Source organism: Micromonospora sp. NPDC052213 (genome assembly GCF_040679695.1).
GTDB lineage: Bacteria > Actinomycetota > Actinomycetes > Mycobacteriales > Micromonosporaceae > Micromonospora.
In genome coordinates this window covers 1-22,655 of the sequence record NZ_JBFAVI010000110.1, presented here as the reverse complement: position 1 = coordinate 22,655, position 22,655 = coordinate 1, and the positions used below count along the sequence as shown (strand labels likewise).

Genomic DNA, 22,655 nt, shown 5'->3' with positions numbered 1-22,655 from the left:
GCGGCGGCCGGCGTGACCGCCGCCGGGCCGGCCCGCCGTCAGCCGGCGACGTGCCGGTCCGACCGCCCGTGGCCGGATCGGAGGGGTCGTGCCGGCGACGCGCTCATCGGCCCGCGCCTTCCAGGAGGTGCTTGAGCGCGGCCAGCCGGTCCCGCCAGTACGCCTTCAGCTCGGCCGCCTGTTCCGCCCCGGTCAGCTTCTCGTGCTGGACGGACACCCGGGACTTCGTCTCGCTCACGGCGGCGAAGCCCACCACGAGCCGGGTCGACCCGTCGCCCCAGTCGGCGCGGAACGTCCGGGGCGCGGTGGCGGTGCGGACCCGGACCTCCGCGTCGGGCAGCCACCGGCGGCGCAGCGCGTCGTCGGCGAAGGCGTCGAAGAGCCGCCGCACCGGTACGGCCACCGTGCGGCTGCCGGCGGCGGAGAAGCCGCCGCCGCGCCGCTGCCCGGGGGCGCGCAGGCCGCGCGTCTGTTCGTACCCGACGGTGAGGGTCTGCGCCCACCAGCCCGGCACCTCGTGCGTGGTGACCAGCCAACGGGCGATCTCGGTGTGCGTACGCCCGGTGGCGTCCCAGGCGTCGAGCAGGACGAACCACTCGTCCCAGCCGCGGCCGGTGCGCTCCCGCAGGAGCGCGTCGGAGATCCGCTCGGTCTGCACCGCCGTGCCCGACGACGTCGCGCCCGGCGCGGGCTTCGGCGGCGCGGCTGCGGGCTCGGGCTCGGCGGCGGTCGACCGGGCGACGAGTTGCCGGCGGGCGGTCGTGTAGCTCTCGCCGGTCTTGTCCATCCGGGCCCGGACCCGGGTCTTGAACGACCTGTCACGCGTCATCACATGCTCCCTCGTCGACGGCGTGGGTCGCAGGGACTCACGCTCCCGTCGACCGCGCCGGAGCAGGGCATGTGGCACGGCATCCCGAGAACGCGAGGCTCCCTTTGCCTCCGCGACGCCGGTGGCGTGAGCACCGGTAAGGAGGTGAGGCGCGGGACGGCGCCGCCACCAGCATACGCCGGGGGAAGGGACGGCGGGAGCAGGACGGGGTCGGGGCAGCGGTCAGGGGCCGGCGGTCTCGCCGGCCTGCTCCCAGATCGAACTCATCTCGTCGAAGGCCTGCTCCATGAGCTGCACCATGGCCTGCCGGGCGCGCTCGCCGTCGCGCCGCTGGATCGCCTGGGCCACCTCCGCGTGCAGTTGGAGGGCCTGCTCGTGCGGGTGGTGGGGCATGAGGTGGTGCTGGTGCCGGCCGGTGAGCACCTCCGCGACCAGCTCCTGCAGCCGGACGAACATCTCGTTTCCGGAGGCGACCAGCACCCGCCGGTGGAACTCGATGTCGAGCCGCAGGAAGCGCTCCTCGTCGCCGGCCTTGCCGGCGGCCCACATCTTCGCCGCGAGCCCGACGAGGTCGCTCGCCTCGTCGTGACCGACCCGGCTGGCCGCGAGCAGGGCGGCGTGCGGCTCGACGGCGGTGCGCAGCTCGGTGATCGAGCGGAGCTGGGCGATGCGGCCGGACGAGGCGAGCCGCCAGCGGATCACCTGCGGGTCGAAGACGTTCCAGGCGTTCGTCGGACGGATCATGACGCCGACCCGTCGGCGGGTCTCGATGAACCCGATCGAGGCGAGTACCCGCAGGACCTCGCGGACGACCGAGCGGGACACGGCGTACCGCTCGACCAGTTCGTCGATGTTGAGGACGGCCCCGGCTGCCAGTTCGCCACCGCAGATGGCCGTGCCGAGGTGGTCGAGGACGCGTGCGTGCAGCCCGGCCTCGGCAGGGGCGATCGGGGCGACTGCGACCCCTGGGGAGGACGGTTTCACACAGCGGATCATATCAGTTGGGTCTACCTCTTGAATAAATCTGCTTTTTCGGCCTAGCATCCCGACGTTAAGCGGATGTAAACAGGGAGGTGGCGGCCCCACCTCGGGCCCGGCCACGGCCACGGCATAAGGAGAGATGGACGTGAGACGTCGATCAGTTATCGGGACTTCCCTGGCGATGGTCGTCGCCCTCGGCCTGTCCGCCTGCGGTGGCGGGGACGACGCCGGCGGCTCGGACACCGTGCGCGTGACGCTGGTGAACCACGTCTGGACGGACAACATCAAGAAGGCGCTGCCGGAGTTCGAGAAGCAGACGGGCCTCAAGGTCGAGGTGACCCAGCTCGGCGAGGACCAGCTCTCCGACCAGTACAACGTCAAGCTGAACGCCGGGTCCAGCGACATCGACGTGATGATGTACCGGCCCCTGCAGGAGGGGAAGCTGTTCGCCAAGAACAAGTACCTGGCCGACCTGACCGACAAGGCCAAGTCGGACAGCGCGTTCGAGTTCGGCGACTTCCAGACCGGGCCGGTGCAGGCCACCAGCTACGAGGACAAGCTGGTCGGGGTGCCGATCATCACCGAGCAGGAGGTCCTCTACTACCGCAAGGACCTGCTGGAGAAGTCCGGCTTCACGGCCCCGCCGAAGACCCTCGACGAGCTCAAGGCGCAGGCGGCCAAGGTCGAGGCGGACAACCCGGGCGTGGCGGGCTTCGTGTCCCGCACCGGCAAGGCGGCCGCCGTCACGCAGTTCTCCAGCTTCCTCTACAGCTTCGGCGGCGACTTCGTCGACGCCAACGGCAAGGCGTCGGTCAACACCGACCAGGCCAAGCAGGCGTACGCCTACTACGGCGGGCTGCTGCGCGAGCACGGCCCGGAGAACATCAGCACCGACATGAGCTGGTCCGAGGCGATGGCGATCTTCACCCAGGGCAAGGCGGCCTTCTACACCGAGGCCAACTCGCTCTACAAGAACGCCACCGACCCGGCCAAGTCGAAGGTCTCCGAGACCGTCGGGTTCGCCGCCTTCCCGGCCGGCCCGGCCGGCTCGAAGCCGTACAACATCCCCTCGTGGGCGCTCGGCGTCAACGAGACGTCCAAGAACCAGGACAACGCCTGGAAGTTCATCCAGTGGGCGGCCGGCAAGGAGCAGGCGCTGGCGCAGCAGAAGGCCGGCGTCCCCAGCGCCCGCACGTCCGTCTGGGAGAACCCGGAGGGCTCGGCGAGCTACCCGAAGGACCTCGCCGAGGCCACCACGGTCAGCACCGCCAACGGCGTGGGCCACGACCGTCCGCTGGTCGTGAAGGTCGCCCAGGCGCGGGAGATCGTCGGCCAGCCGATCGTCGACGCGATCACCGGCAAGGACGCGGCCGCCTCGGCGGACGCGGCCAACGAGGCGTTCCAGAAGTTCCTCGACGACGAGGCGAAGTAGCCCGAAGCGCAGGTGGCGGAGCCGACCGGCTCCGCCACCCCGCGTCGGGACGCTGGCCCTGACCCCCACCCGGAGACCTCATGTCAGCCGTCACCACACCAGTCAAAAGATCGACCGAGGCGCGCCCGGCGTCCCCGGAGACCTCAGCCTGGTCGCGCTGGGCCAACGAGCACCGTAAGTGGCTCTTCGCGGCACCCGCCATGGCGTTCGTCGCCGTGCTGATCGTCTTCCCGGTGGCCTGGACCGGGTACCTCAGCCTGACCGACGCCGAGGGCTCGGTACGCGCCGAGAGCGAGTTCATCGGCTTCCAGAACTACCTCGACGTGCTCACCGACACCGACCGCTTCTGGCCGGCCGTGTGGCGCACCGCCCTCTTCACCGGCGTCGTGCTCCTCTTCGAGGTCGTGCTCGGCATGGCGATCGCCCTGCTGCTGTGGCGGCCGTTCCGCGGTGAGAAGTGGGTCCGCGTCGCGATCCTGCTGCCGCTGGTCGCCACCCCGGTCGCGGTCGGCATGATGTGGCGGCTGATCTTCGACCCCAACATCGGCATGGCGAACCAGGTGCTCGGCTGGGTCGGGATCGGCCCCCAGCCCTGGCTGTCCGGGCAGAGCTCGGCCCTGCCCACGACGATGTTCATCGACATCTGGCAGTGGACGCCGATGGTCGTGCTGATCCTGCTCGCCGGCCTGACGTCGCTGTCCGACGAGCCGCAGGAGGCGGCGCTGATCGACGGCGCCAGCACCTGGCAGCGGTTCCGGCACGTCACGCTGCCGCTGCTGATGCCCACCGTGATCGTCGCGGTCCTGCTGCGCGGCATCGACGCCCTGAAGACCTTCGACATCCTCTACGCCACCAAGGGGCGCGGCGGCGGGTCGTTCCACGAGGTGGAGACCCTCAACGTCTACGCCTACGGCCTCAGCTTCGACTACAACGACTACGGCGTCTCGTCGACGGTCCTCATCATCTTCTTCCTGATCATCATCGGGGTGATGTGGGCCCTGACCTACCGCAAGAAGGGGCTGGACCGATGAAGCCGAGCAGGCCGTTCAAGGTCTTCCGGGCGGTGGCCCTGGTCGTCGTGGTGTTCTCGCTGATGGCGCCGCTGCTCTGGATGATCCTCGCGTCGCTGAAGACCAACGTCGACATCTACGACACCGACAAGGCGTTCTCCTTCTCGCCCACCCTGGACAACTACGGCACCGTGCTGGAGCAGGCGAACTACGTCCAGTTCATCGGCAACAGCCTCTGGGTGGCGTTCGCGGCGACCGTGCTGTCGCTCCTGCTCGGCGTGCCCGCCGCGTACTCGATGAGCCGCTTCAACATGAAGAAGTCCGCGCTCGTCGTGCTCATGGCCCGGGTCATCCCCGGCGTCTCGCTGCTGGTGCCCTGGTACTACGTCTTCTCGAACCTGCAGATGGTCGGCGGGTTCACCGTGCTGATCCTCAGCCACATGTTCGTGTCGCTGCCGCTGATCGTCTACATCATGATGGGCTACTTCGACGGCCTGCCCGCCGAACTCGAGGAGGCGGCGCTCGTCGACGGGCTGACCCACATCGGCGCGTTCCGGCGGATCACCCTGCCGCTGTCGGTGCCCGGCATCGCCACCGCGGGGATCCTGTCCTTCATCTTCTCCTGGAACAACTTCATGTTCGCCCTCGTGCTCTCCGGCGCCGACACCAAGACGCTCCCCGTGGCGATCTTCGACTTCGTCGGCTACGCCAGCATCGACTGGGGCGGCCTGATGGCGGCGGCCACCGTGGTCACCGTGCCGATCATGGTGATCGCCCTGTTCGTGCAGAAGTACATCGTCTCCGGCCTCACCGCCGGCGCCACGAAGGGCTGAGGACGCCATGACGACAATCGAAAAGGTCGAGACCTTCCTCGTCGCGCCGCGCTGGCTGTTCGTCCGGGTGCAGACCTCCTCCGGCATCGTCGGCTGGGGCGAGGCGACCTGCGAGGGCCGCTCCGAGACCGTCCGCACCGCCGTCGAGCAGCTCAGCGAACTGCTGATCGGTCAGGACGCGCTGCGCATCGAGGACCACTGGCAGGTCATGACCAAGGGCTCGTTCTACCGGGGCGGGCCGATCCTGGCCAGCGCCGTGTCCGGGCTCGACCAGGCGCTGTGGGACATCGCCGGCAAGCACTTCGGCGCGCCGGTGCACCAGCTGCTCGGCGGTCCGGTCCGGGACCGGATCCGGGTCTACGGCTGGGTCGGCGGCGACGAGCCCGCCGAGGTCCGCGACCAGATCGCCGCCGCCGTCGAGACCGGCCTGACCGCGGTGAAGATGAACGCGTCCGGGAAGATGAGCCCGGTCGCCTCGGTCGCCGAACTCGACGGCGTGGTCCAGCGGGTGGCCGCCGCCCGCGAGGTGCTCGGCGACGAGCGGGACGTCGCGGTCGACTTCCACGGCCGGTTCACCCTCGCCACCGCCCGCCGGGTCGCCCCGCTGCTCGAGCCGTACCGGCCGTTCTTCCTCGAGGAACCGGTGGTCCCGGAGAACTCGCACCTCATCGGCGAGTTCGTCCGCTCCACCACCACGCCGGTGTCGACGGGGGAGCGGCTCTACAGCCGGCAGGAGTTCCTGCCGGTGCTGCAGGCCGGCATCGCGGTCGCCCAGCCGGACCTCTCGCACGCCGGCGGCATCACCGAGGTCCGCAAGATCGCCGCGCTGGCCGAGGTGTACGACGTGCAGCTCGCCCCGCACTGCCCGCTCGGGCCGATCGCCCTTGCGGCCTGCCTGCAGGTCGGCTTCGCCACGCCGAACTACCTGATCCAGGAACAGAGCATCGGCATCCACTACAACCTCGGCGCCGAGGTGCTCGACTACTGCCTCGACAAGACCCCGCTGACGTTCGTCGACGGGTACGTCGAGCGGCTCACGGCACCCGGACTCGGCATCGAGATCGACGAGCACGCCGTGCGAACGGCGGACAAGCGCGGCCACGCGTGGCGCAGCCCCACGTGGCGGCACCGTGACGGCTCCTACGCGGAATGGTGATCACATGACCCTCGACCTCACCGCCGAACTCACCGACGCCCGCATCCTCGCGGTCATCCGGGGCACCGACACCGCCGGCGCGATCGCCGCCGGCACCGCCCTGCTGGAGGAGGGCGTACGCCTCGTCGAGGTGGCCCTCACCACGCCGGACGCTCTGCGGGCCGTCGAGGCGCTGCGCGGGGTCGCCCCCGCCGGCTCCCTGGTCGGCGCCGGCACCGTGCTCACCGCCGCCGACGTGGCCGACGTGGCCGCCGCGGGCGCCCAGTTCGTGGTGACGCCGGCCGTGGTCGAGTCGATCCCCGAGGCGGCCCGCCGGGGCATTCCGGTCGCCGCCGGCGCGTTCACCCCGACCGAGGCGTACACCGCCATGCGGATGGGGGCGTCGGCGATCAAGCTGTTCCCGGTGTCGGTCGGGGGCCCGGCGTACCTCAGGGCGGTGCGTGACCCCTTCCCGGACATCCCGTTCGTCGCGGTCGGCGGCGTGGGCCTGGCCGACGTGCCCGGCTACCTGAAGGCCGGCGCGATCGCGGTCGGCGTCGGCGGGCCGCTGGTCGGCGACGCCGCCTCCGGCGGTGACCTGGACGCGCTGCGGACGCGGGCCCGCACCTACCTCGCCGCCGTGCGGGAGCCGGCCGCGTCATGACCGCACCCGACCTGCTCACCGTCGGCGAGACCATGGTGTCGCTGCGCTCCGCCGGCCCGCTCGCCGCCGGCGGACCGCTGACCATGCACCTGGCGGGCGCCGAGTCCAACGTGGCGGTGGGGGTGGCCCGGCTGGGCCACCGGGCCGCCTGGGCCGGCCGGGTGAGCACCGACGAGTTCGGCGAGTACACGCTGCGGCAGCTACGCGCCGAGGGCGTCGGTGTCGACGGCGTGACCCGCGACCCGGACCGGCCGACCGGCCTGATGTTCCTGGAGCAGCGCACCGCCGACCTGACCCGGGTGCAGTACCACCGGGCCGGATCGGCCGGGTCGGCGCTGCGCGTCGACGACCTGCGGGCGCCGCTGGCCGCCGGCGCCGGAATGCTGCACCTGACCGGGATCACCCCGGCGCTGTCCGACACCGCCCGCGCGGCCACCCGCTGGGCCGCCGAGGCCGCGGCCGAGGCGGGCATCCCTCTCTGCCTCGACGTCAACTACCGCGCCCGCCTCTGGTCCCGGGACGCCGCCCGCGAGGTGCTCACCCCGCTGGCGGCGTACGCCTCGATCGTCATCGCCTCCGCCGACGAGCTCGACCTCGTCGGCGACCCGGGCGCCGACGAGTCCACGGTCGTGGCGGACCTGTTCGGACGGGGCGTGGACACCGTCCTGGTCAAGCTGGGCGCCGACGGGGCCCGGGCGCACACCCCGGACGGCGTCCAGCACGTCGGGGCGCTGACCGTGACCGCCGTCGACCCCGTCGGCGCCGGGGACGCGTTCACCGCGGGCTACCTGTCCGGCTGGTTCGACGGGCTCGACCTGGCCGGTCGCCTGCGCCGCGCGGCCACCCTCGGCGCCTTCGCGGTCTCCAGCCGAGGCGACTGCGAAGGGCTGCCCCGCCGCGCCGAACTGTCCCTTCTCGACGGCCACGAGACGGGCAGCGTCCTCCGTTAGCCGCCCCGCGCACCTGTAGAAGAAAGGCATCCCGTGAAGATCGTCGCCGCTGACGTCATCGTCTCCAGCCCCGACCGCAACTTCGTCACCCTGAAGATCACCACCGACGACGGGATCACCGGCCTGGGCGACGGCACCCTCAACGGCCGCGAGCTGTCGGTCGCCTCGTACCTGCGCGACCACGTCGTCCCGCTGCTGATCGGCCGCGACCCGCACCGCATCGAGGACACCTGGCAGTTCCTGTACCGCTCGGCGTACTGGCGGCGCGGGCCGGTCACCATGGCGGCCATCGCGGCGGTGGACGTGGCGCTGTGGGACATCAAGGCCAAGGCCGCCGGCATGCCGCTGTACCAGCTGCTGGGCGGGGCCTCCCGCACCGGCATCATGGCCTACGGCCACGCCTCCGGCCGCGACATCCCGGAACTGTTCGACTCGATCCGCCGGCACCTGGAGCTCGGCTTCCGGTCGATCCGCGTGCAGACCTCCGTGCCGGGCATCAACGCCGTCTACGGCGTCGCCGCCCAGCCCAGCGCCGACGGCAAGCGGTACGACTACGAGCCGGCGCAGCGCACCCCGCTGCCGGCCGAGGAGGACTGGGACACCCGCGCCTACCTGCGCCACCTGCCCGGCGTCTTCGAGGCGGTCCGCAACGAGTTCGGCCCGGAGCTGCCGCTGCTGCACGACGGCCACCACCGGATGACCCCGATCCAGGCCGCGAAGCTGGGCAAGGCCCTGGAGCCGTACGACCTGTTCTGGCTGGAGGACTGCACCCCGGCGGAGAACCAGGAGGCGCTGCGGCTGGTCCGCCACCACACCACCACCCCGCTGGCCATCGGCGAGATCTTCAACACGGTGTGGGACTACCAGACCCTCATCCGCGAGCAGCTGATCGACTACGTCCGGTCCGCCGTCACCCACACCGGCGGCATCACGGCCATGCGCAAGCTGCTCGACTTCGCCGCCCAGTACCAGATCAAGTCCGGCATCCACGGCCCGACCGACATCTCGCCGGTCGGCATGGCCGCCGCGCTGCACCTGGACCTCGCCATCCACAACTTCGGCATCCAGGAGTACATGCAGCACGGGCCGCTCACCAACGAGGTCTTCCGGCAGTCGTTCACGTTCACCGACGGCTACCTGCACCCGGGCGAGCAGCCGGGGCTCGGCGTGGAACTCGACGAGGAAGCCGCCGCGAAGTTCCCCTACGTGCCGGCCTACCTGCCGTTCAACCGGCTCAAGGACGGAACCGTCCATGACTGGTGAGAGCCGCCGGAGCGGTGCGGCCGCGACCCGGCACGTGGTCGTGATGGGGGTCTCCGGGGCGGGTAAGACGACCGTGGCCCGGGGCATCAGCGCCCGTACCGGACTGACCTTCGCCGAGGCGGACGAGTTCCACTCGCCGGCCCACGTGGAGCAGATGCGGGCCGGCGTGCCGCTGGACGACGCCGCGCGGCTGCCCTGGCTACGCAACCTGGCCGCGTGGATGGCGGACCGCTCCGCCGAGGGCGTGTCGACGGTGCTGGCCTGCTCGGCGCTGAAGCGCTCCTACCGCGACGTGCTGCGCCAGGGGCCGCCGAGCGTCGAGTTCGTCCACCTGGACGGGCCGGCCGAGGTGATCCGGGACCGGTTGGCCCGGCGTGCCGGGCACTACATGCCGGCGAGCCTGCTGGAGTCGCAGCTGGCCACCCTGGAGCAGCCCCATCCGGACGAGTCGGTGCTGGTGCTCGACGGCTCGCTGACGCCGGACGAACTCGTCTCGGCGGCGGTCGACGGGCTCCGCCTGCACACCGGCGTCGCCACCAGCGGGTAGCCACGGCCCGGTCGCGGCGCCCCGGCCCCGCGACCGGGCGTCACCCCGGCAGCGCGTCGAGGTAGACCCAGCGCCCGTCCTCGCGAACGAACCGGCTGCGCTCGGTCTGCGTCCCCGGCCGGCCGCCGGCGCGGTAGTGGGCGCGGAACTCGACGACGCCGGTGGCGTCGAAGAGCCCGCCCCGGTCGGTGTCGACGATCTCCAGCCCCGTCCAGCGCTGGCCCGGTTCCAGGTCGAGCCGGCGCGGCCGGGTCGAGGAGTGCCAGCTGCGCAGCAGGTACGCGGTGTCGCCGACGGCGAAGGCGCTGTACCGCGAGCGCATCAGCGCCTCGGCGGTCGCCGCGTCGGCCTCGCCCCGGTGCAGTCGCCCGCAGCACTGCGCGTACGGCTGGGCGGAGCCGCACGGGCAGGTCGGGTCGGGGTCGTCGGCCGCGCTCCGGCGGGGTCTGGTCGCCACGGGGCCCATTCTGGCCGACGGCCCGCCGCGACCGGCGTCCGGACCCCGCGCGGCGTCCGCCCCGGCACGCACTCCGACGGTGCGGTTCACCGCCGGAGTACCCGCCGTGCGGGCCGGGTCAGCGGCCGCTCGTCCGGGCTGTCCGCCGGTTGCCGAAGGACTCCATGGTCGTCGCCTTGCGGGCCGGCGCCTTCGCGGCCGCGCCGGCACGGGTCGCGGCGGCCTTCGCCGTCTTCTTCGCGGGCGCCTTCTTCGCCGGCGCGCCCGTGGCCGGCGCCTTCCGGGCGCGGGTGGGGGCCGCCGTGGCGGAGGTGGCCTTCTTCCGGGCCACCCGGGGCGTCGTCGACGTCGGCTTCTCACCCGGGGTCTTGGCCGCGGTCGTCCCGGTGGCCCGCTTCGTGGCCGTCGCCACCTTCTTCGCCGCCGCCGTCCGCTTCATCGGGGCCTTGCGCGCCCCGGTGGCCTTCCTGGCCCGTCCTGCGTCCGCCATCGTCGCTCCTCGGGAATCGGCCCTGGGCGCACCGTCTTCCCCCGGCCCCGAAGGTCAAACGCCGGCGTCGGGCGTCCGGCCCGGCCGGACAGCGCGCGCGGGACCTTTCCCGCCCGGTGACGTGCGTCCACGTGGCGGTCCAGCCCGGAGGCGGCAGCGCGGTCAGAGCCAGCCGGAGCGGCGGAAGAGGCGGTGCAGGGTGACCGCGACCAGTGCCATCAGGCCCAGCGCGGCCGGATAGCCGTAGCGCCAGTTCAGCTCGGGCATGGTGGCGAAGTTCATGCCGTAGATCCCGGCGATCCCGGTCTGGGTGGCGGCGATGGCGGCCCAGGCGGCGATCTTGCGCATGTCGTTGTTCTGGTCCACCGCGAGCTGCGCCAACCGGGACTGCAGGATCGAGTTGAGCAGGTCGTCGTAGGCGGCGACCCGGTCCACCGCCCGGGTCAGCCGGGCGTCCACGTCGACGAACCGGCGGCGCAGGCCGCGCGGCGGGTTGTCGGGGCGCTCGTCGAGCAGCGACCGCAGCGGCGCCTGCAACGGCTGCACCGCCCGCTTGAACTCCACGATCTCCCGCTTGAGCTGGTAGATGTGCTGGATGTCGGCGGACCGGTCGCGCGCGAAGACCGTCTCCTCGACCCGTTCCAGGTCCCGCTCCACGTGCCCGGCGACCTCCAGGTAGAGGTCGACCATCCGGCCGCAGACCGCGTACGCCACCGCCCACGGGCCCTCCGCGAGCACTGCCGGGCGGCGCTCGATGTCGGCGCGGACCGGGGTGAGCGCGCCCGCGGCGCCGTGCCGCACGGTGATGACGAAGCGGTCGCCGAGCAGCACCATCACGTCCCCGGTGTCGATCACCTCCGAGGTGTCGGTCAGCTCGGCGTGCTCCACGTACCCGGCGGTGCGCAGCACCAGCAGGGTCACGCCGCCGTCGCGCCGCACCGTGGGGCGGTGGCCGTCGGCGAGCGCCTGCTCGACTGTCAGGTCGTCCAGCCGGAACGTGCGGCCGACCGCCGCCATCACCGCCGGGTCCGGCTCGTGCAGACCCAACCAGACGAAGGCGCCGCGGCTGCGGCGACTGCGGGCGTACGCGTCGGCGTAGTGCGGGCGGCCCGGCTCGCGCCGTCCGTCGACGTAGACGGCGCAGTCCACCACGGCGTCCGGGTTGGACCGTCGCGGCTCCCGCTCGCGCTGCCCGGGGACCGGCCGGCCGAGCAGCCGGTCGAACACGGCCGACAACCGCAGCCGCTCCCTCACCCGCTGCGCCACCCGTCCACCTCCGCGTCGCCGGCATCCGCGCGGACACCGTACTCGGACCCGGCGAATCCTGGGTCACGGCACCCGGGTGGCGAAGACGACGACGTTGTCGACGTAACCGCCGACGCGCCGGTCGAACCGGCCGCCGCAGGTGATCAGGCGCAGGCCGGCCGCCCCGCTGGGGCCGTAGACCAGGTCGGTGGGGAAGCGGTCCTTCGGGTACGACGCGACACCGTCGACGGCGAAGGTCGCGACGCTGGCGTCAGCGCGGGTGATCCGCACCGTGTCGCCGGCCCGGAGCCGGCCGAGGTCGAAGAAGACGGCCGGCCCGGCGGCGGAGTCCACGTGCCCGACGATCACCGCGTTGCCGGTCTCGCCGGGGCTGACTCCGTGCCGGTACCAGCCGGCGAGGGTGGGCCGGTCCAGCGGTGGCACCTCCAGGCGCCCGTCGGCGTCGGCGCCCACCGGGACGATCGGGGCCCGCACGTCGATGGCCGGGATCCGCACGTCCACCGGTTCGGCCCGGCCCAGCGGCGGCACCGACGGCGTGGGGCGGGCCCCGGGTGGCGCGTCGGCGGCCCCGGGCCGGGGCGGGCGCGGCGGGGTCGTCGCCACCCCGGCGGTGACCAGGCCGAGCCCGCTGGTGCCGAGCAGGACGACGACCGCGACCGCCCACCCGGGCCTGCGCCAGGACACGTTCCCACCTCCGTACGCGTTCGCCCGGGTGCCCGCTCCGGCGTTCACCGGTGCGGGCACCCGTCGCAGGGATGGACGGCTCGGCCGTCGGTCAGAGCGTGGCGCCGGCCATGTGGCGTCGGCGGCGGGCCAGGATCAGGGCGCCTCCGGCGGCGGAGCCGAGCAGGACGCCACCGGCGGCGAGCGCGCCGGCCCCGTCGGTGTCGTCGCGGCCGCCGGCCTGGGCGCCGCCGATCGGGGTGACGGTGAACGTGGCGCTGCCGGCCGAGCTGCCGTCGCCGCAGGTCGCGGTCACCGTGTAGGTGCCCAGGGTGAAGCCGGCGGTGAAGAGTTCCGCGCTCAGCCCGCCGCCGGCCGCCGCCGTGGTGGACCGGACGTTCTGGTCGCGGTTCGGCCCGGTGACGTGGAAGATCGCGTCGCCGGACTTGGGGTTGCACGTGGTCGCGGTGAGCACGACCGTCCCACCGACCGGGGTGGTGGCCGGTGACACGACGGTGTCGGCCAGCGCGGCGCCCGGGAGCAGGAGCGTGCTGAGGCCCACGCCGACCGCCGCCGATACGAGAACTGTTGTGACCTTCATGCGCGTCTCCCTCACTTTTCGTCCGCTGACTGCGTGGGACGTCGTTCGGGTGGCCAACTCCGTGACTAGCACCGGTGTGACCAACCCTAGGAGGGTTGGACCCCCGATCCGGTGAAAATGAGAAATCCTCGTTGCCGTCACGTGTCCACCCCGGAGGCGGAGGGAGCAGCGGAAATGCCGGCACGGCCCGCCCGCGAGGGTTGGCCGGGGTCGATGCCGTCAGTGCCGGGCTGTCTGGGCCTGGGCCGGTCTCGGCCCGTGGCGGGGACGATGCGCCGGGGCGGGCCGGTCTCGTCCGCGCCGCCGCCCTGTACGCACCGAACCGGTGGCGAGGTGTTCGACCGGCACGGAAAAGTGCCCTCCGGAACAGGCGGATGAGACCTCGAAAAATCTCGTCGTGCCAGCCCGGAAGGCACTTTCGCGTTCCCGGCCTACCGGCCGGGCGGCCCTCAGGAAAGGTCGGGGCTAACAGGTTGACGAACTGGAGATCCGGATCTTGTCAACAATGCCGTACTGGGACAGGTAGAGCGGGCTGTCCGGGCGGAGGCATACCTGCCTGCCGTTGGTGAAGTGGAAGTAGGCGACGTCGTCGTTGCGGGAGTTGAAGGCGTAGGCGGAGCCACGGCTGGACGAGCCGAGAGTCTGCCAGGTGCTGGTAACGTCCTGATACGCCGCAGTCGGCCGCTGCGCCGTCCAGTCCCCGGGGGTGAGATAGAAGCACACGCGCGGATAGGTGCACCCGTAACGAGTGCTGGCCTGGGCGGCCGTCGGGGCCACCAGTGCGCCGGCGACCAGCGATGAGGCGACAACCGCAACTGAGGCGACGACTTTCTTCAACATGTAATAGACCTCCCCGTGCGTACCGCCCCCGTGGCAGTACGCATTTAAGGTGACATATGTAAATAATTATTGTCAATGACTGCGTAAGATTGTTGGCTCATCGCGGCCCGGGGCCGTCGTGCGGTGCCAGACGGTGGTGGGTGGCCAGCAGCGCGCCAGTGTCGCGCGAATCCCGCGTGCCTGGCGTCGGCGGGGCCGGTAGGGTCGCCCGGTGACGGAGATCAGGACCGAACGGCTGCTGCTGCGGAGCTGGCGGGATTCCGACCTCGCCCCGTGGGCGGCCATGAACGCCGACCCCGAGGTGCGCGAGCACCTCGGCCCGCTGCTCGGCGCCGAGCAGGCCGCCGCCTCGGCGCGGTCGTTCCAGGCCGCCATCGACACGCTCGGCTACGGCTTCTGGGCCGTCGAGGTCCGCGACGGTGGCCGGTTCATCGGCTTCGCCGGCCTGGACCGCGTCGACGACGGGCTCCCGGTCAGCGGGGTGGAGGCCGGGTGGCGGCTCGCCCGCTCCGCCTGGGGCCACGGCTACGCCACCGAGGCGGCCCGGGCCGTCCTGCGGTACGGCTTCGACACCGTCGGGCTGCCGGAGATCCTGGCGATCACCACCGCGACGAACGTACGCTCCCAGGCCGTCATGCGCCGCCTTGGCATGACCACCGACCCGGCCGACGACTTCGACGACCCGGACGTCGAGTCCGGCCCGCTGCGCCGGCTGGTCGTCTACCGCACCCGGGCGGGGGACCGCTGAGCACCTGACGCGCCGTCCGGTCGGCCGGCGTGCCGGTCAGGGCAGGACAGCCGCCCGCTCCGGCGCCGCACGGAACTGCCGGTCGACCAGGGCCAGCAGGGCGGCGTGCGTCTCCGCGTCCGCCGCGACGAGCAGCCCGCCGACGCCGGTGTGCAGGGGCTGTCCCCTCAGGCCGGTCACCACGCACCCGGCGGCCTGGCACAGGGCGATGCCGCTGGCGAAGTGCACGCTGTCCCGGACGTCCCGGTCGGTGACGTACGCGGCCCGCCGCCCGGCGGCCACCCACGCCAGCGCCAGCGTCGTGGAGAGCACCCGGGGACGGAACCGCGCGGCGAACTCCGGGTCGGCGAGCAGCCGCAGCGCGTCGAACACGGGCGCGTTCGGGAACGGCGGGTCGAGGTCGACGTCCACCAGCCGCGACCGGGCCGACGGCACCAGCGCCTCGTCGACGCCGTCGCGGCGCACGTGGGCGCGGCCGTCCCCGACCCAGAACAGCTCCCCGGCGAGCGGGTCGGCGACCGCCGCGGCGGTGATCTCCGCGTCGACGCGCAACGCCACGTTCACCGCGGCGAGCGGGGTCCGCGCCGCGTAGTTCAGCGTGCCGCAGAGCGGATCGACCAGCCAGGTCCGGGCCGCCGAACGGGAGCCGCTGTGCCCGCTCTCCTCCCCCAGCACGGCGTCGTCCGGCCGCGCACCGCGTAGGACGTCGAGGATGGCCTGCTCCGACTCCAGGTCGGCCACGGTGGCGAAGTCGCCGGGGCCCTTGTCGAACCGGTCCAACGTGCCGCCGTAGTGGGCCCGTACGACGGCCGCGCCGGCCTCCGCCGCGGCGATGGCCAGATCGGGGTCGGTGTGCGCCATGGCTGCACGGTAGACCAGCGCCCGCCGGCGCCGGTGAGCCCGTCCTCAGCCCCGCACGGTGGGATCGGTCACCCAGCCGGCGAGCAGCACCAGCCCGGTGAACCGGTGCACGGCGAGGAACCCGAACGGACGGTCGACGTCGAGGCGCACCCGCCGCCTGCGTGCGGTGAGTCGCGGCGGGGCGGAACCCGCCCGCACGGAGAGGGCGGTGACCACGGCAGTGCGGAAGCCCGTCGCGCTGAAGGTGGCCGTCGCGCTCTGCCGCGCCTGCGAGACGGACAGGAGCCGGGCGATGCCGGGGAAGTGGTCGCCGTCCCCGGTCGCGGTCGCCAGGCCGAACGTCGCCGGCCGCTTCAGCAGGTCGTGGTCGGCGGAGACGGTGAAGCCGACCGTGGAGACGTACAGCTCCGGCCGGTCGTCGTACGCGTCCACGACCTGTTCGGTGACCCCGGGGCCGGCGGCGACGGGCAGCGCGGACGGCGCGCCGAGGCCGCCGATCGCGGCGGGCAGCACCTCCGCCGCCGTGCGCCCGGGCGCGCCCAGGGCGAGCACCACGTCGACGTCGGCGGTGCCGCGCACGGTCAGCAGGCTCAGCGGGCCGGCGGCCGTGTCGGCGACCCGGAGCGCGTCGAGGTCGTGGCTCAGCCGGCCCAGCCCGGCGAGCCGGCGGCCCCGCCACGGCCCGCCGGCCGGCTCGCACCGGGCGTCCCGGAACGGCTCGGCCCACTCGGTCAGCAGCGACAGCGCGCTGGCCAGGACCATCGCGGTGTCCGGGGTGACCTGCACCGGCATCCGGGGGACCAGGCCGTCGGTGTGGGTGGCGGCCCACTCGTCGAGTGCCCGCTGGTCCTGCGCCTCGTCGCCGGTCAACTCCCCGCGCATGGCCGCCGGCACCTCCCGCAGCCACCGGTCGGTCAGCTGGAGGTCCCGCCGCGCCCAGGTGGCGAGCGCGAGCCGGGTGGTGGGGGAGCGGTCCAGGTCGAACCGGGCCGGCTCGGGGGCGACCGCGAGCAACTCGTCGCGGACCGGCGCGGCGGCGTAGGGGGCGAGCAGCGCCAGCAGCGGGTACACGCCCGCACCGGACAGGACGGTCTGCTCCCCGTCCAGGCTGGACGCCCAGCGGGCGGTGAGCGCGTTGGCGGCCGTGGTGCTCATGCGGTGCGGACCCTCCGGTGGTGGCGACGGTGCCCGTCGCCCGGCGGGGCGACCGCCGGCACCCTACCGCCGCGCGGCACCCGGCGGGTGCCCGCGACCGCCGGCCCGGCCGGCCGGTGGCCGGTCGTCGGGAAGGTGTGGCAGCGTGGTCGGCGTGACCGCCTCCGCACCGCTGGACGTCGACCTGGCCCTGGTCGGCGGCGGCGGTGCCGCGTCGCTGGTGCTCGCCGCCCTGGACCGGCACGGTGTGCGTGACCTGCGGGTCGCCGTCGTCGACCCGGTCCACCGGCGCGGCCAGGACCGCACCTGGGCTTTCTGGGACCGCCCCGGCAACGACCTGGACCCGCTGCTGGCCGCGAGCTGGCGACAGGTCGAGGTCGCGACGCCCGCCGGCCGCCGCGTCCTGGACCTCGCCCCGCTGCGGTACGCCGTGCTGCGCTCGGGCCCGGTCTACGACCGGGCTGCCGAGGCCGAGCGGCGGCTCGGCGTACGGCGGATCGTCGCGCCCGTCGACAGCCTGCACGACGACGGCGGACACGTCACGGTGCACGTCGGCGGGGGCCGCTCGGCGCTCCGCGCGTCCTGGGTGCTGGACTCCCGGCCCCGGCCGCCCCGCCGGCCCGGCCGCACCAACTGGCTCCAGCACTTCCGGGGCTGGTGGCTGGAGTCCGAGGCGCCGGTCTTCGACCCGGCCCGGGCCGTCCTGATGGACTTCCGCACCCCGCAGCCCGCCCGGGGCGTGTCGTTCGGTTACGTCCTGCCGGTCAGCGACCGGTACGCCCTGGTGGAGTACACGGAGTTCTCGCCCGACCTGCTCAGCGACGCCGGGTACGACGCCGCGCTGGCCGGCTACCGCGACCTGCTCGGCCTCGACCCGGCTCGGCTGCGGGTGCGGGAGGTGGAGAACGGCGTGATCCCCATGACCGACGGCCCGTTCGACGCCCGGCCCTCGCCCCGGGTGGTCCGCCTCGGCACGGCGGGCGGCGCCACCCGGCCCTCCACCGGCTTCACCTTCTCCGCCATGCGCCGCCAGGCCGAGCAGGTCGCCGCCGCCCTCGCCGCCGGCCGACCGCCGGTGCCCGCGCCCGCGTACGCCCGCCGGCACCGCTGGATGGACTCGGTCGCGCTCCGGGCGCTGAACGCCGGCGGCGTCGGCGGGCCGGACTTCTTCGACCGGCTCTTCGACCGCAACCCGGCCGAGCGCGTGCTGCGGTTCCTCGACGGCGCCACCACCCCGGCGGAGGAACTGGCGGTGATGAACTCCACCCGGCTGCTGCCGATGGTCGCCGCCGCCGCCGGCGACGTCGTCGCCCGGCTCCGGGACCGCCTCGACCCGGCTCGCCGGTCGGCGACGTGGACGGTCCCGCCGCCGGTGCGTGGCGGCCGGACCGACGCCGACGGCTGACGGCGGGCCGGTTGCCCTCGTGGGCGTGGCGGCCGGCCCTCCCGTCCGAGGATCGACAGCCGCGGCGCCGGGTCGGCTGCCCCGACGGCGGGAGAGCCGGTCGGGATTCGGTAGGTTGCCGACATGGCGGACGAGACGACCGGCAGGGTCGTGCAGATCTGGACCGACGGGGCGTGCAGCGGCAACCCCGGCCCCGGCGGGTGGGGCGTGGTGCTGCGCTACGGCGCGCACGAGCGGGAGATCTGCGGCGGCGAGGCGACCCCGACCACCAACAACCGGATGGAGCTGATGGCCGCCATCCAGGCCCTGGAGAGCCTGACCCGGCCGGTCACCGTCGAGCTGCACACCGACAGCACGTACGTGCGCAACGGCATCACCAGCTGGCTCGCCTCGTGGAAGCGCAACGGCTGGCGGACCGCCGCGAAGCAACCGGTCAAGAACGCCGACCTGTGGCAGCGGCTGGAGGCCGCGTGCGCCCGGCACCGGGTCACCTGGCTGTGGGTGAAGGGGCACAACGGCCACCCGGAGAACGAGCGCGCCGACGCGCTGGCCAACCGTGGCATGACCGAGGCCCGCGCCGCCGCGGTCCCGGCCGGCCGCTGACCGCGTCAGCGGCCGGCCGTCGCCGACGCTATTCGCGGTTCGGGTCGACGGTGCCGGAGACGTCGGCCACGTCGTAGCCGGCGCGGCTGACCTCCCGGGCCGAGCGCCGGTCCTCGGCCGGCAGGTCCGCGAAGTCGTCGCCGGTGTCGTCGGTGCTGTGCAGGGACTCGCCCGGCGGACGCAGCGACGCCTGCATGGCGGTCGCGCCGTCCGGCTCGTCGGTGGCGGCCCGGTCGGTACGGTTCTGTTCGGTCATGCCGCCCCTCCTGCCCCCGTGGGGTGATCGCAAACGCCCGGTCCCGGGCTCAACGCGCCGCGTCCGGGTGCCCCGGCATGCCGGACCCGCCGCTGGAACTGCCCGATGCGCCGCCGGCCACGCCGGACCCGTCGTCCTCGGTGACCAGGTCGGGCTTCGCCGTCGTGTCGTCCGGCGCCGGGACGTCGGTGTCCGCCCCGACCTGGACCAGCCGGGCCTGGCCGGCCTCGTCCTCGGCGTGCGCCGGGTCGACCGGCAGCTCGCCGTCGCGTGCCCGATACCCCACCGCTGCCTCCCCGTCGCCGCCGTGCCGTTCGGTCCCGGCTACCCGGCGCCGACGGGGTGAAACGTCGGCCGGTGGGCAGGAGGGAGTCAGCGTCGCCGGGTGGGGCGGCCGGGTCGCCCGGGGGAGCGCGGCGCGCGGCGCACCGGGGTGAGCGCCAGCGGCGACCAGTGCCCGGGGCGCGTCCGGCCGGGCGGCAGCGCGGTGCGCTGGTCGCCCCGGGCCGCGTCGAGCTGCGACTGGTGCAGGAACAGGCTGCCGGACAGGTCCGCGCCGCGCAGGTCCGCCCCGCGCAGGTCGGCGCCGGTCAGGTCGGCCAGGCCGAGGTCGACGCCGCGCAGGTCGGCCCCGATCAGCAGCGCCCCGCGCAGGTTCGCCCGCCGCAGGTCGACCCGGCGCAGGTCGACGCCGAACAGTTGGGCGCCCCGCCGGTCCGCACCGGCCCGGCCGCCCCGCGACCGGGCCGCGTCCCCGGCGCGGGACAGCAGCGGGTTGACCCGCCCCCGGTGCGCGTCCACGTCGAGCGCCCGCAGCGTCTCGGGGGACTCCCGGGTCAGCCGCTCGGTCTCGGCGAGCGCGCCGGCGAGCTCGTCGCGCAGCGGCTGCGGCGGGCGCAGCGTGAGCGCCTCGGTCAGGTACCAGAGCAGCTCGTGCAGCGGCCGCATCACCGCGAACGTGTCGAACATGCTCGCCGCGGTCTCCGGCGCGTCGCGCCAGTCCCGCCCGCCGAAGGTGTGCTGGGCCACCCGCTGCCCGGCGCCGAAGCAGTCGAAGACGGTACAGCCGGGGAAGCCCCGCTCGCGCAGGTCGGCGTGGATGCCGCAGCGCGAGTCGGACCCCAGGTTCGGGCAGGGGCGCCCGGCCGGCTTGTCGATGGCGAAGTCGGCCGACGCGGAGAACGCGGGCGCGACGCAGCAGAGCCCGAAGCACCGGGCGCAGTCCGCGCGCAGGTCGTCCGCCGCCGACGATGACGACCGGGGTGTCTCCGACACGCTGACCGTTCTCCTGCCGATCGTGACCCTTCCGCTCGCCGGGACGCGGGCGGACCTCCCATTGTCCCGCGCGGCGCTGGTGGCCCGCCCGGCGGGCCGGGCCACCAGCGCAGAGCGCGCGTCGGGCCCCGCCCGCCCCGCCACGAAACGCTCAGACCCGGGTGATGCGTACGGCGTCCGCGACCACGTAGCCGGTGCCCGAGGTCCACCGGCTCACACCCACCTTGTTGCCGTCGCCCCGGGCGAGGGTGAAGGTGCCCAGCGAGGACCACTTCCCGCCGTTGCTCCGCTGGTCGACGTGCACCGTCTTGTTGCCCGTCGAGGTGGCCACGATGTAGGGGGTGGCGGCGCTGTTGCCGGTGGACGCCGGGTACCAGACGTCGACCCGGTAGGTGCCGGTCTCGGGGACGTCGACCTTGTACCAGGCGACGTCGCTGGCGGCGACCGGGACGGCCCGACGGTAGCTGGTGCCGTACCGGCCGGTGAGGCTGGACGAGACGGCCCAGTTGCTGCTGGCGGTGAAGCGCCCGGCCGTGGTGTTGTCCACCACCGTGCTCCACGGGCTGAAGTACGTCGACCAGAGGTTGTGCGTCGGCCAGCTGGTCACCTGGCGGGAGGCGGCCCACAGCGCGCCGTCGATGTCGCCGTAGTTGAGGCCGGAGGGATCGTCGCGCTGGTTGAACAGCGCCGCCCAGCTCATGCCCTGGTAGCTCTTGACCAGCAGGGTGTAGGTGCCGGCCAGGCTGCCGGTGTGCCAGATGTTGTACTTCGTCCCGCCGCTGGTGGCGAAGGGGCGCACGGCCCAGCCGAGGCCGTAGTACCAGCCGTTGCCGTTCACGCCGGTCGAAGGCACCGCGGTGACCTTGGCCAGCGAGGCGCCGTCGAGCACGCCACCGGCCCCGTCGAGCATGGTGGCCCAGCGGACCATGTCCACCGCCGAGGCGACCCACCCGCCGTTGGCGTCGCGCAGGCTCATGCTGAAGGTGCCGTACGGGGCCGGCACGATGGTGCCCGAGTCGTCCAGCACGGTGCGCCCGGTGTACTGCGACCGGTAGCTGACCTCGCCGGCGAACCGCGTCAGGGCCTTCCCGTGCGCCATCCGAGTGATGCCCAACGGCGCGAGGAGCTTCTGCTTGACGTACGCCTCGTAGGACAGGCCGGTGACCTTCTCGACGACGCGGCCGGCGAGGAAGTAGCCGTAGTTGCTGTACGCCACGGTGCTGCCGGGGTTGTGTTGCAGCGGCTGGCCGGCCATGTAGCGCAGGACGTCCTCCTTACGCAGCTCCAGCGGCACGCCCAGCGCCTGCGCGATGACGTGGTCCCGGCCGTGCAGGGGATCGAAGGTGAGGTCCCGGTCCCAGCCGCCGAGGTGCTGCAGCAGCCGCCGCAGGGTCACCTGCGGCAGCCTCGGGTCGACGGACTGCCCGGTCGGCGGGATGAAGTCCAGCACCGAGGTCACCGGGTCGTCGAGGCCGACCAGGCCGTCCTGCGCCAGTCGGAGCACCGCCGCCGCGGTGAGCGACTTGCTGAGGCTCGCGATGCGGAACAGTGACGTCGGCTGGATCGTCTCCGCCGAGTTGTTGCCGTAGCCCCGGGCCAGCACGAGCCGGCCGTTGTACGCCACCGCGAGCTGCCCGGCGCTGACACCGCGCGCCTGCATGAACGACTTCATGGCGTCGTCGAAGCTGCTCAGCCCGGCAACCGCGGTGCCGGTGGCGACCCACCCGTCCGCCGCCCGCGCCGGCCCGTGGAGCAGCGTGCCGGCACCGGCGGCACCGGCGCCGGCCGCGCCGACGAGCTTTCCGAACGTCCTCCTGCTGACTGCCCGCACGACATCTCCCCGTGTAGTTGATCTAGCTGGGGAGACCCTACAAGAGGATTCGAGATTGGACAGTCCGGTCGACGGCCGTCACGTCACTTCCGCACCGACCGCCAGTCGTGGGAGGTGAGCGCGTTGGCCTGCGGTCCCATCAGCAACATGCCGCCGTCGACGGGCCAGGACGCGCCGGTGACGTGCGCGTCGCCGGGCCGGCCGACGGGCAGCCCGGGCCGTTCCCGCGTGAACGAGTCGACGTCCTCATGACGGGTAGTTCTCGTACCGCGCTGGCCTGGTGCCGCACTGCCCGTTCCATGCGGATGCAACCATACGTTGATCCCGGTCCATGCGGGGGATTGCCCACGTCGATGCGCTCTGCCATTCTCCACCGTGGACGCTGCCAGCGACGGTCGCCAATCCGGAGGACCGTGCGGCGGCCCCTATCCGCCGGAGGGACCCTCGTGAAGCGCAGACGTCGCCACCTGCTCGTGGGACTGGCGGTCGGTGCCCTGGTGGCATCGACCGGTCTCGTCGGAATCCACTTCGCCGGCGCCCAGGTGCCGGCTCCCGCCGCC

26 protein-coding genes are annotated in these 22,655 nt (G+C 73.5%); 11 read left to right on the top strand and 15 right to left on the bottom strand.

The window, feature by feature from the left end; genetic code table 11:
• Positions 1–103: 103 nt before the first annotated feature.
• Both AB0L34_RS23215 and AB0L34_RS23210 read right to left on the bottom strand, forming a co-directional pair.
• Positions 104–829, bottom strand: a complete 726-nt coding sequence (locus AB0L34_RS23215) for a hypothetical protein (RefSeq protein ID WP_363706497.1) — start codon at positions 827–829, stop codon at positions 104–106.
• Positions 830–1,051: 222 nt separating this feature from the next.
• Positions 1,052–1,813 carry an FCD domain-containing protein gene (locus AB0L34_RS23210; RefSeq protein WP_363706495.1) on the bottom strand — a complete coding sequence of 254 codons (762 nt, stop codon included), beginning with the start codon at positions 1,811–1,813 and terminating at the stop codon, positions 1,052–1,054.
• 142 nt (positions 1,814–1,955) lie between these two features.
• Here AB0L34_RS23210 and AB0L34_RS23205 point away from each other — a divergent pair, with 142 nt between their 5' ends.
• The 8 genes from AB0L34_RS23205 (at position 1,956) to AB0L34_RS23170 (ending at position 9,644) form a co-directional block, all read left to right on the top strand.
• Positions 1,956–3,242, top strand: a complete 1,287-nt coding sequence (locus tag AB0L34_RS23205; RefSeq protein WP_350708213.1) for a sugar ABC transporter substrate-binding protein — start codon at positions 1,956–1,958, stop codon at positions 3,240–3,242.
• 80 nt (positions 3,243–3,322) lie between these two features.
• Positions 3,323–4,273: a sugar ABC transporter permease gene (locus AB0L34_RS23200; protein WP_363706493.1), complete on the top strand. Its 951-nt coding sequence runs from the start codon at positions 3,323–3,325 to the stop codon at positions 4,271–4,273.
• Positions 4,270–5,085, top strand: coding sequence for a carbohydrate ABC transporter permease (locus AB0L34_RS23195; protein WP_350708217.1), 816 nt, complete (start codon positions 4,270–4,272; stop codon positions 5,083–5,085). Before AB0L34_RS23200 ends, AB0L34_RS23195 begins: the two co-directional genes overlap by 4 nt.
• A 7-nt stretch (positions 5,086–5,092) precedes the next feature.
• On the top strand, positions 5,093–6,241 hold the full coding sequence (dgoD, locus tag AB0L34_RS23190; protein ID WP_357461346.1) for a galactonate dehydratase: 1,149 nt from the start codon (positions 5,093–5,095) through the stop codon (positions 6,239–6,241).
• Positions 6,242–6,245: 4 nt separating this feature from the next.
• Positions 6,246–6,884, top strand: a complete 639-nt coding sequence (locus AB0L34_RS23185; protein ID WP_363706491.1) for a bifunctional 4-hydroxy-2-oxoglutarate aldolase/2-dehydro-3-deoxy-phosphogluconate aldolase — start codon at positions 6,246–6,248, stop codon at positions 6,882–6,884.
• Positions 6,881–7,834 carry a sugar kinase gene (locus AB0L34_RS23180; protein WP_363706489.1) on the top strand — a complete coding sequence of 318 codons (954 nt, stop codon included), beginning with the start codon at positions 6,881–6,883 and terminating at the stop codon, positions 7,832–7,834. Before AB0L34_RS23185 ends, AB0L34_RS23180 begins: the two co-directional genes overlap by 4 nt.
• Before the next feature lie 33 nt (positions 7,835–7,867).
• Positions 7,868–9,097 (top strand): D-mannonate dehydratase ManD, encoded by a 1,230-nt coding sequence (gene manD, locus AB0L34_RS23175; RefSeq protein ID WP_350708225.1) that lies wholly within the window; start codon positions 7,868–7,870, stop codon positions 9,095–9,097.
• The gene (locus tag AB0L34_RS23170; RefSeq protein ID WP_357461355.1) at positions 9,087–9,644 is read left to right on the top strand and encodes a gluconokinase; all 558 of its coding nucleotides are present in this window, start codon (positions 9,087–9,089) and stop codon (positions 9,642–9,644) included. The genes manD and AB0L34_RS23170 overlap by 11 nt, the downstream gene beginning before the upstream one ends.
• Positions 9,645–9,684: 40 nt before the next feature.
• Here the strand turns inward: AB0L34_RS23170 and AB0L34_RS23165 are convergent, their stop codons facing one another.
• From AB0L34_RS23165 to AB0L34_RS23140, 6 genes are all read right to left on the bottom strand, one after another.
• A complete protein-coding gene (locus tag AB0L34_RS23165; protein ID WP_363706486.1) occupies positions 9,685–10,101 on the bottom strand; it encodes a YchJ family protein in 417 nt (138 codons plus the stop codon).
• 118 nt (positions 10,102–10,219) lie between these two features.
• Positions 10,220–10,591 (bottom strand): hypothetical protein, encoded by a 372-nt coding sequence (locus tag AB0L34_RS23160; RefSeq protein WP_363706484.1) that lies wholly within the window; start codon positions 10,589–10,591, stop codon positions 10,220–10,222.
• A 162-nt stretch (positions 10,592–10,753) separates the two neighbouring features.
• Positions 10,754–11,857, bottom strand: a complete 1,104-nt coding sequence (locus AB0L34_RS23155) for a magnesium and cobalt transport protein CorA (RefSeq protein ID WP_357461364.1) — start codon at positions 11,855–11,857, stop codon at positions 10,754–10,756.
• Between the two features lie 63 nt (positions 11,858–11,920).
• On the bottom strand, positions 11,921–12,541 hold the full coding sequence (locus tag AB0L34_RS23150; RefSeq protein ID WP_363706482.1) for a class F sortase: 621 nt from the start codon (positions 12,539–12,541) through the stop codon (positions 11,921–11,923).
• A gap of 91 nt (positions 12,542–12,632) precedes the next feature.
• Positions 12,633–13,121, bottom strand: a complete 489-nt coding sequence (locus AB0L34_RS23145; protein WP_357461369.1) for a hypothetical protein — start codon at positions 13,119–13,121, stop codon at positions 12,633–12,635.
• A 465-nt stretch (positions 13,122–13,586) separates the two neighbouring features.
• On the bottom strand, positions 13,587–13,961 hold the full coding sequence (locus tag AB0L34_RS23140) for a hypothetical protein (RefSeq protein WP_363706481.1): 375 nt from the start codon (positions 13,959–13,961) through the stop codon (positions 13,587–13,589).
• A gap of 211 nt (positions 13,962–14,172) precedes the next feature.
• Here AB0L34_RS23140 and AB0L34_RS23135 point away from each other — a divergent pair, with 211 nt between their 5' ends.
• A complete protein-coding gene (locus tag AB0L34_RS23135) occupies positions 14,173–14,709 on the top strand; it encodes a GNAT family N-acetyltransferase (protein WP_363706479.1) in 537 nt (178 codons plus the stop codon).
• Between the two features lie 36 nt (positions 14,710–14,745).
• Here the strand turns inward: AB0L34_RS23135 and AB0L34_RS23130 are convergent, their stop codons facing one another.
• Together AB0L34_RS23130 and AB0L34_RS23125 are read right to left on the bottom strand one after the other, a co-directional pair.
• Positions 14,746–15,570, bottom strand: coding sequence for an inositol monophosphatase family protein (locus AB0L34_RS23130; RefSeq protein WP_363706477.1), 825 nt, complete (start codon positions 15,568–15,570; stop codon positions 14,746–14,748).
• A 45-nt stretch (positions 15,571–15,615) separates the two neighbouring features.
• The gene (locus AB0L34_RS23125; RefSeq protein ID WP_363706475.1) at positions 15,616–16,725 is read right to left on the bottom strand and encodes a hypothetical protein; all 1,110 of its coding nucleotides are present in this window, start codon (positions 16,723–16,725) and stop codon (positions 15,616–15,618) included.
• 154 nt (positions 16,726–16,879) lie between these two features.
• Here AB0L34_RS23125 and AB0L34_RS23120 point away from each other — a divergent pair, with 154 nt between their 5' ends.
• Together AB0L34_RS23120 and rnhA are read left to right on the top strand one after the other, a co-directional pair.
• The gene (locus AB0L34_RS23120; RefSeq protein WP_363706474.1) at positions 16,880–18,130 is read left to right on the top strand and encodes a lycopene cyclase family protein; all 1,251 of its coding nucleotides are present in this window, start codon (positions 16,880–16,882) and stop codon (positions 18,128–18,130) included.
• Between the two features lie 123 nt (positions 18,131–18,253).
• Entirely contained in the window at positions 18,254–18,733 is a 480-nt protein-coding gene (gene rnhA, locus AB0L34_RS23115; RefSeq protein WP_357461384.1) for a ribonuclease HI, read from the top strand.
• Positions 18,734–18,761: 28 nt separating this feature from the next.
• Here the strand turns inward: rnhA and AB0L34_RS23110 are convergent, their stop codons facing one another.
• The 5 genes from AB0L34_RS23110 to AB0L34_RS23090 all read right to left on the bottom strand — a co-directional run bounded on the left by AB0L34_RS23110 (position 18,762) and on the right by AB0L34_RS23090 (position 22,406).
• Positions 18,762–18,989: a hypothetical protein gene (locus tag AB0L34_RS23110; RefSeq protein ID WP_363706472.1), complete on the bottom strand. Its 228-nt coding sequence runs from the start codon at positions 18,987–18,989 to the stop codon at positions 18,762–18,764.
• Positions 18,990–19,038: 49 nt separating this feature from the next.
• Positions 19,039–19,275: a preprotein translocase YidC gene (locus tag AB0L34_RS23105; protein ID WP_357461389.1), complete on the bottom strand. Its 237-nt coding sequence runs from the start codon at positions 19,273–19,275 to the stop codon at positions 19,039–19,041.
• Positions 19,276–19,361: 86 nt separating this feature from the next.
• Positions 19,362–20,264, bottom strand: a complete 903-nt coding sequence (locus AB0L34_RS23100) for a pentapeptide repeat-containing protein (protein WP_363706470.1) — start codon at positions 20,262–20,264, stop codon at positions 19,362–19,364.
• 151 nt (positions 20,265–20,415) lie between these two features.
• Positions 20,416–22,095, bottom strand: a complete 1,680-nt coding sequence (locus AB0L34_RS23095; RefSeq protein WP_363706469.1) for a serine hydrolase — start codon at positions 22,093–22,095, stop codon at positions 20,416–20,418.
• A gap of 83 nt (positions 22,096–22,178) precedes the next feature.
• On the bottom strand, positions 22,179–22,406 hold the full coding sequence (locus tag AB0L34_RS23090; protein ID WP_363706467.1) for a hypothetical protein: 228 nt from the start codon (positions 22,404–22,406) through the stop codon (positions 22,179–22,181).
• Between the last annotated feature and the right edge of the window lie 249 nt (positions 22,407–22,655).

Excerpts from the sequence above, each read along its gene's own strand:
- rnhA (WP_357461384.1), top strand. The coding sequence starts at position 18,254 with ATGGCGGACGAGACGACCGGCAGGGTCGTGCAGATCTGGACCGACGGG.
- AB0L34_RS23170 (WP_357461355.1), top strand. The coding sequence starts at position 9,087 with ATGACTGGTGAGAGCCGCCGGAGCGGTGCGGCCGCGACCCGGCACGTG.
- AB0L34_RS23140 (WP_363706481.1), bottom strand. The coding sequence starts at position 13,961 with ATGTTGAAGAAAGTCGTCGCCTCAGTTGCGGTTGTCGCCTCATCGCTG.
- dgoD (WP_357461346.1), top strand. The coding sequence starts at position 5,093 with ATGACGACAATCGAAAAGGTCGAGACCTTCCTCGTCGCGCCGCGCTGG.
- AB0L34_RS23195 (WP_350708217.1), top strand. The coding sequence starts at position 4,270 with ATGAAGCCGAGCAGGCCGTTCAAGGTCTTCCGGGCGGTGGCCCTGGTC.
- AB0L34_RS23185 (WP_363706491.1), top strand. The coding sequence starts at position 6,246 with ATGACCCTCGACCTCACCGCCGAACTCACCGACGCCCGCATCCTCGCG.
- AB0L34_RS23215 (WP_363706497.1), bottom strand. The coding sequence starts at position 829 with ATGACGCGTGACAGGTCGTTCAAGACCCGGGTCCGGGCCCGGATGGAC.
- AB0L34_RS23200 (WP_363706493.1), top strand. The coding sequence starts at position 3,323 with ATGTCAGCCGTCACCACACCAGTCAAAAGATCGACCGAGGCGCGCCCG.
- AB0L34_RS23180 (WP_363706489.1), top strand. The coding sequence starts at position 6,881 with ATGACCGCACCCGACCTGCTCACCGTCGGCGAGACCATGGTGTCGCTG.
- AB0L34_RS23125 (WP_363706475.1), bottom strand. The coding sequence starts at position 16,725 with ATGAGCACCACGGCCGCCAACGCGCTCACCGCCCGCTGGGCGTCCAGC.
- AB0L34_RS23145 (WP_357461369.1), bottom strand. The coding sequence starts at position 13,121 with ATGAAGGTCACAACAGTTCTCGTATCGGCGGCGGTCGGCGTGGGCCTC.
- AB0L34_RS23160 (WP_363706484.1), bottom strand. The coding sequence starts at position 10,591 with ATGGCGGACGCAGGACGGGCCAGGAAGGCCACCGGGGCGCGCAAGGCC.
- AB0L34_RS23110 (WP_363706472.1), bottom strand. The coding sequence starts at position 18,989 with ATGACCGAACAGAACCGTACCGACCGGGCCGCCACCGACGAGCCGGAC.
- AB0L34_RS23130 (WP_363706477.1), bottom strand. The coding sequence starts at position 15,570 with ATGGCGCACACCGACCCCGATCTGGCCATCGCCGCGGCGGAGGCCGGC.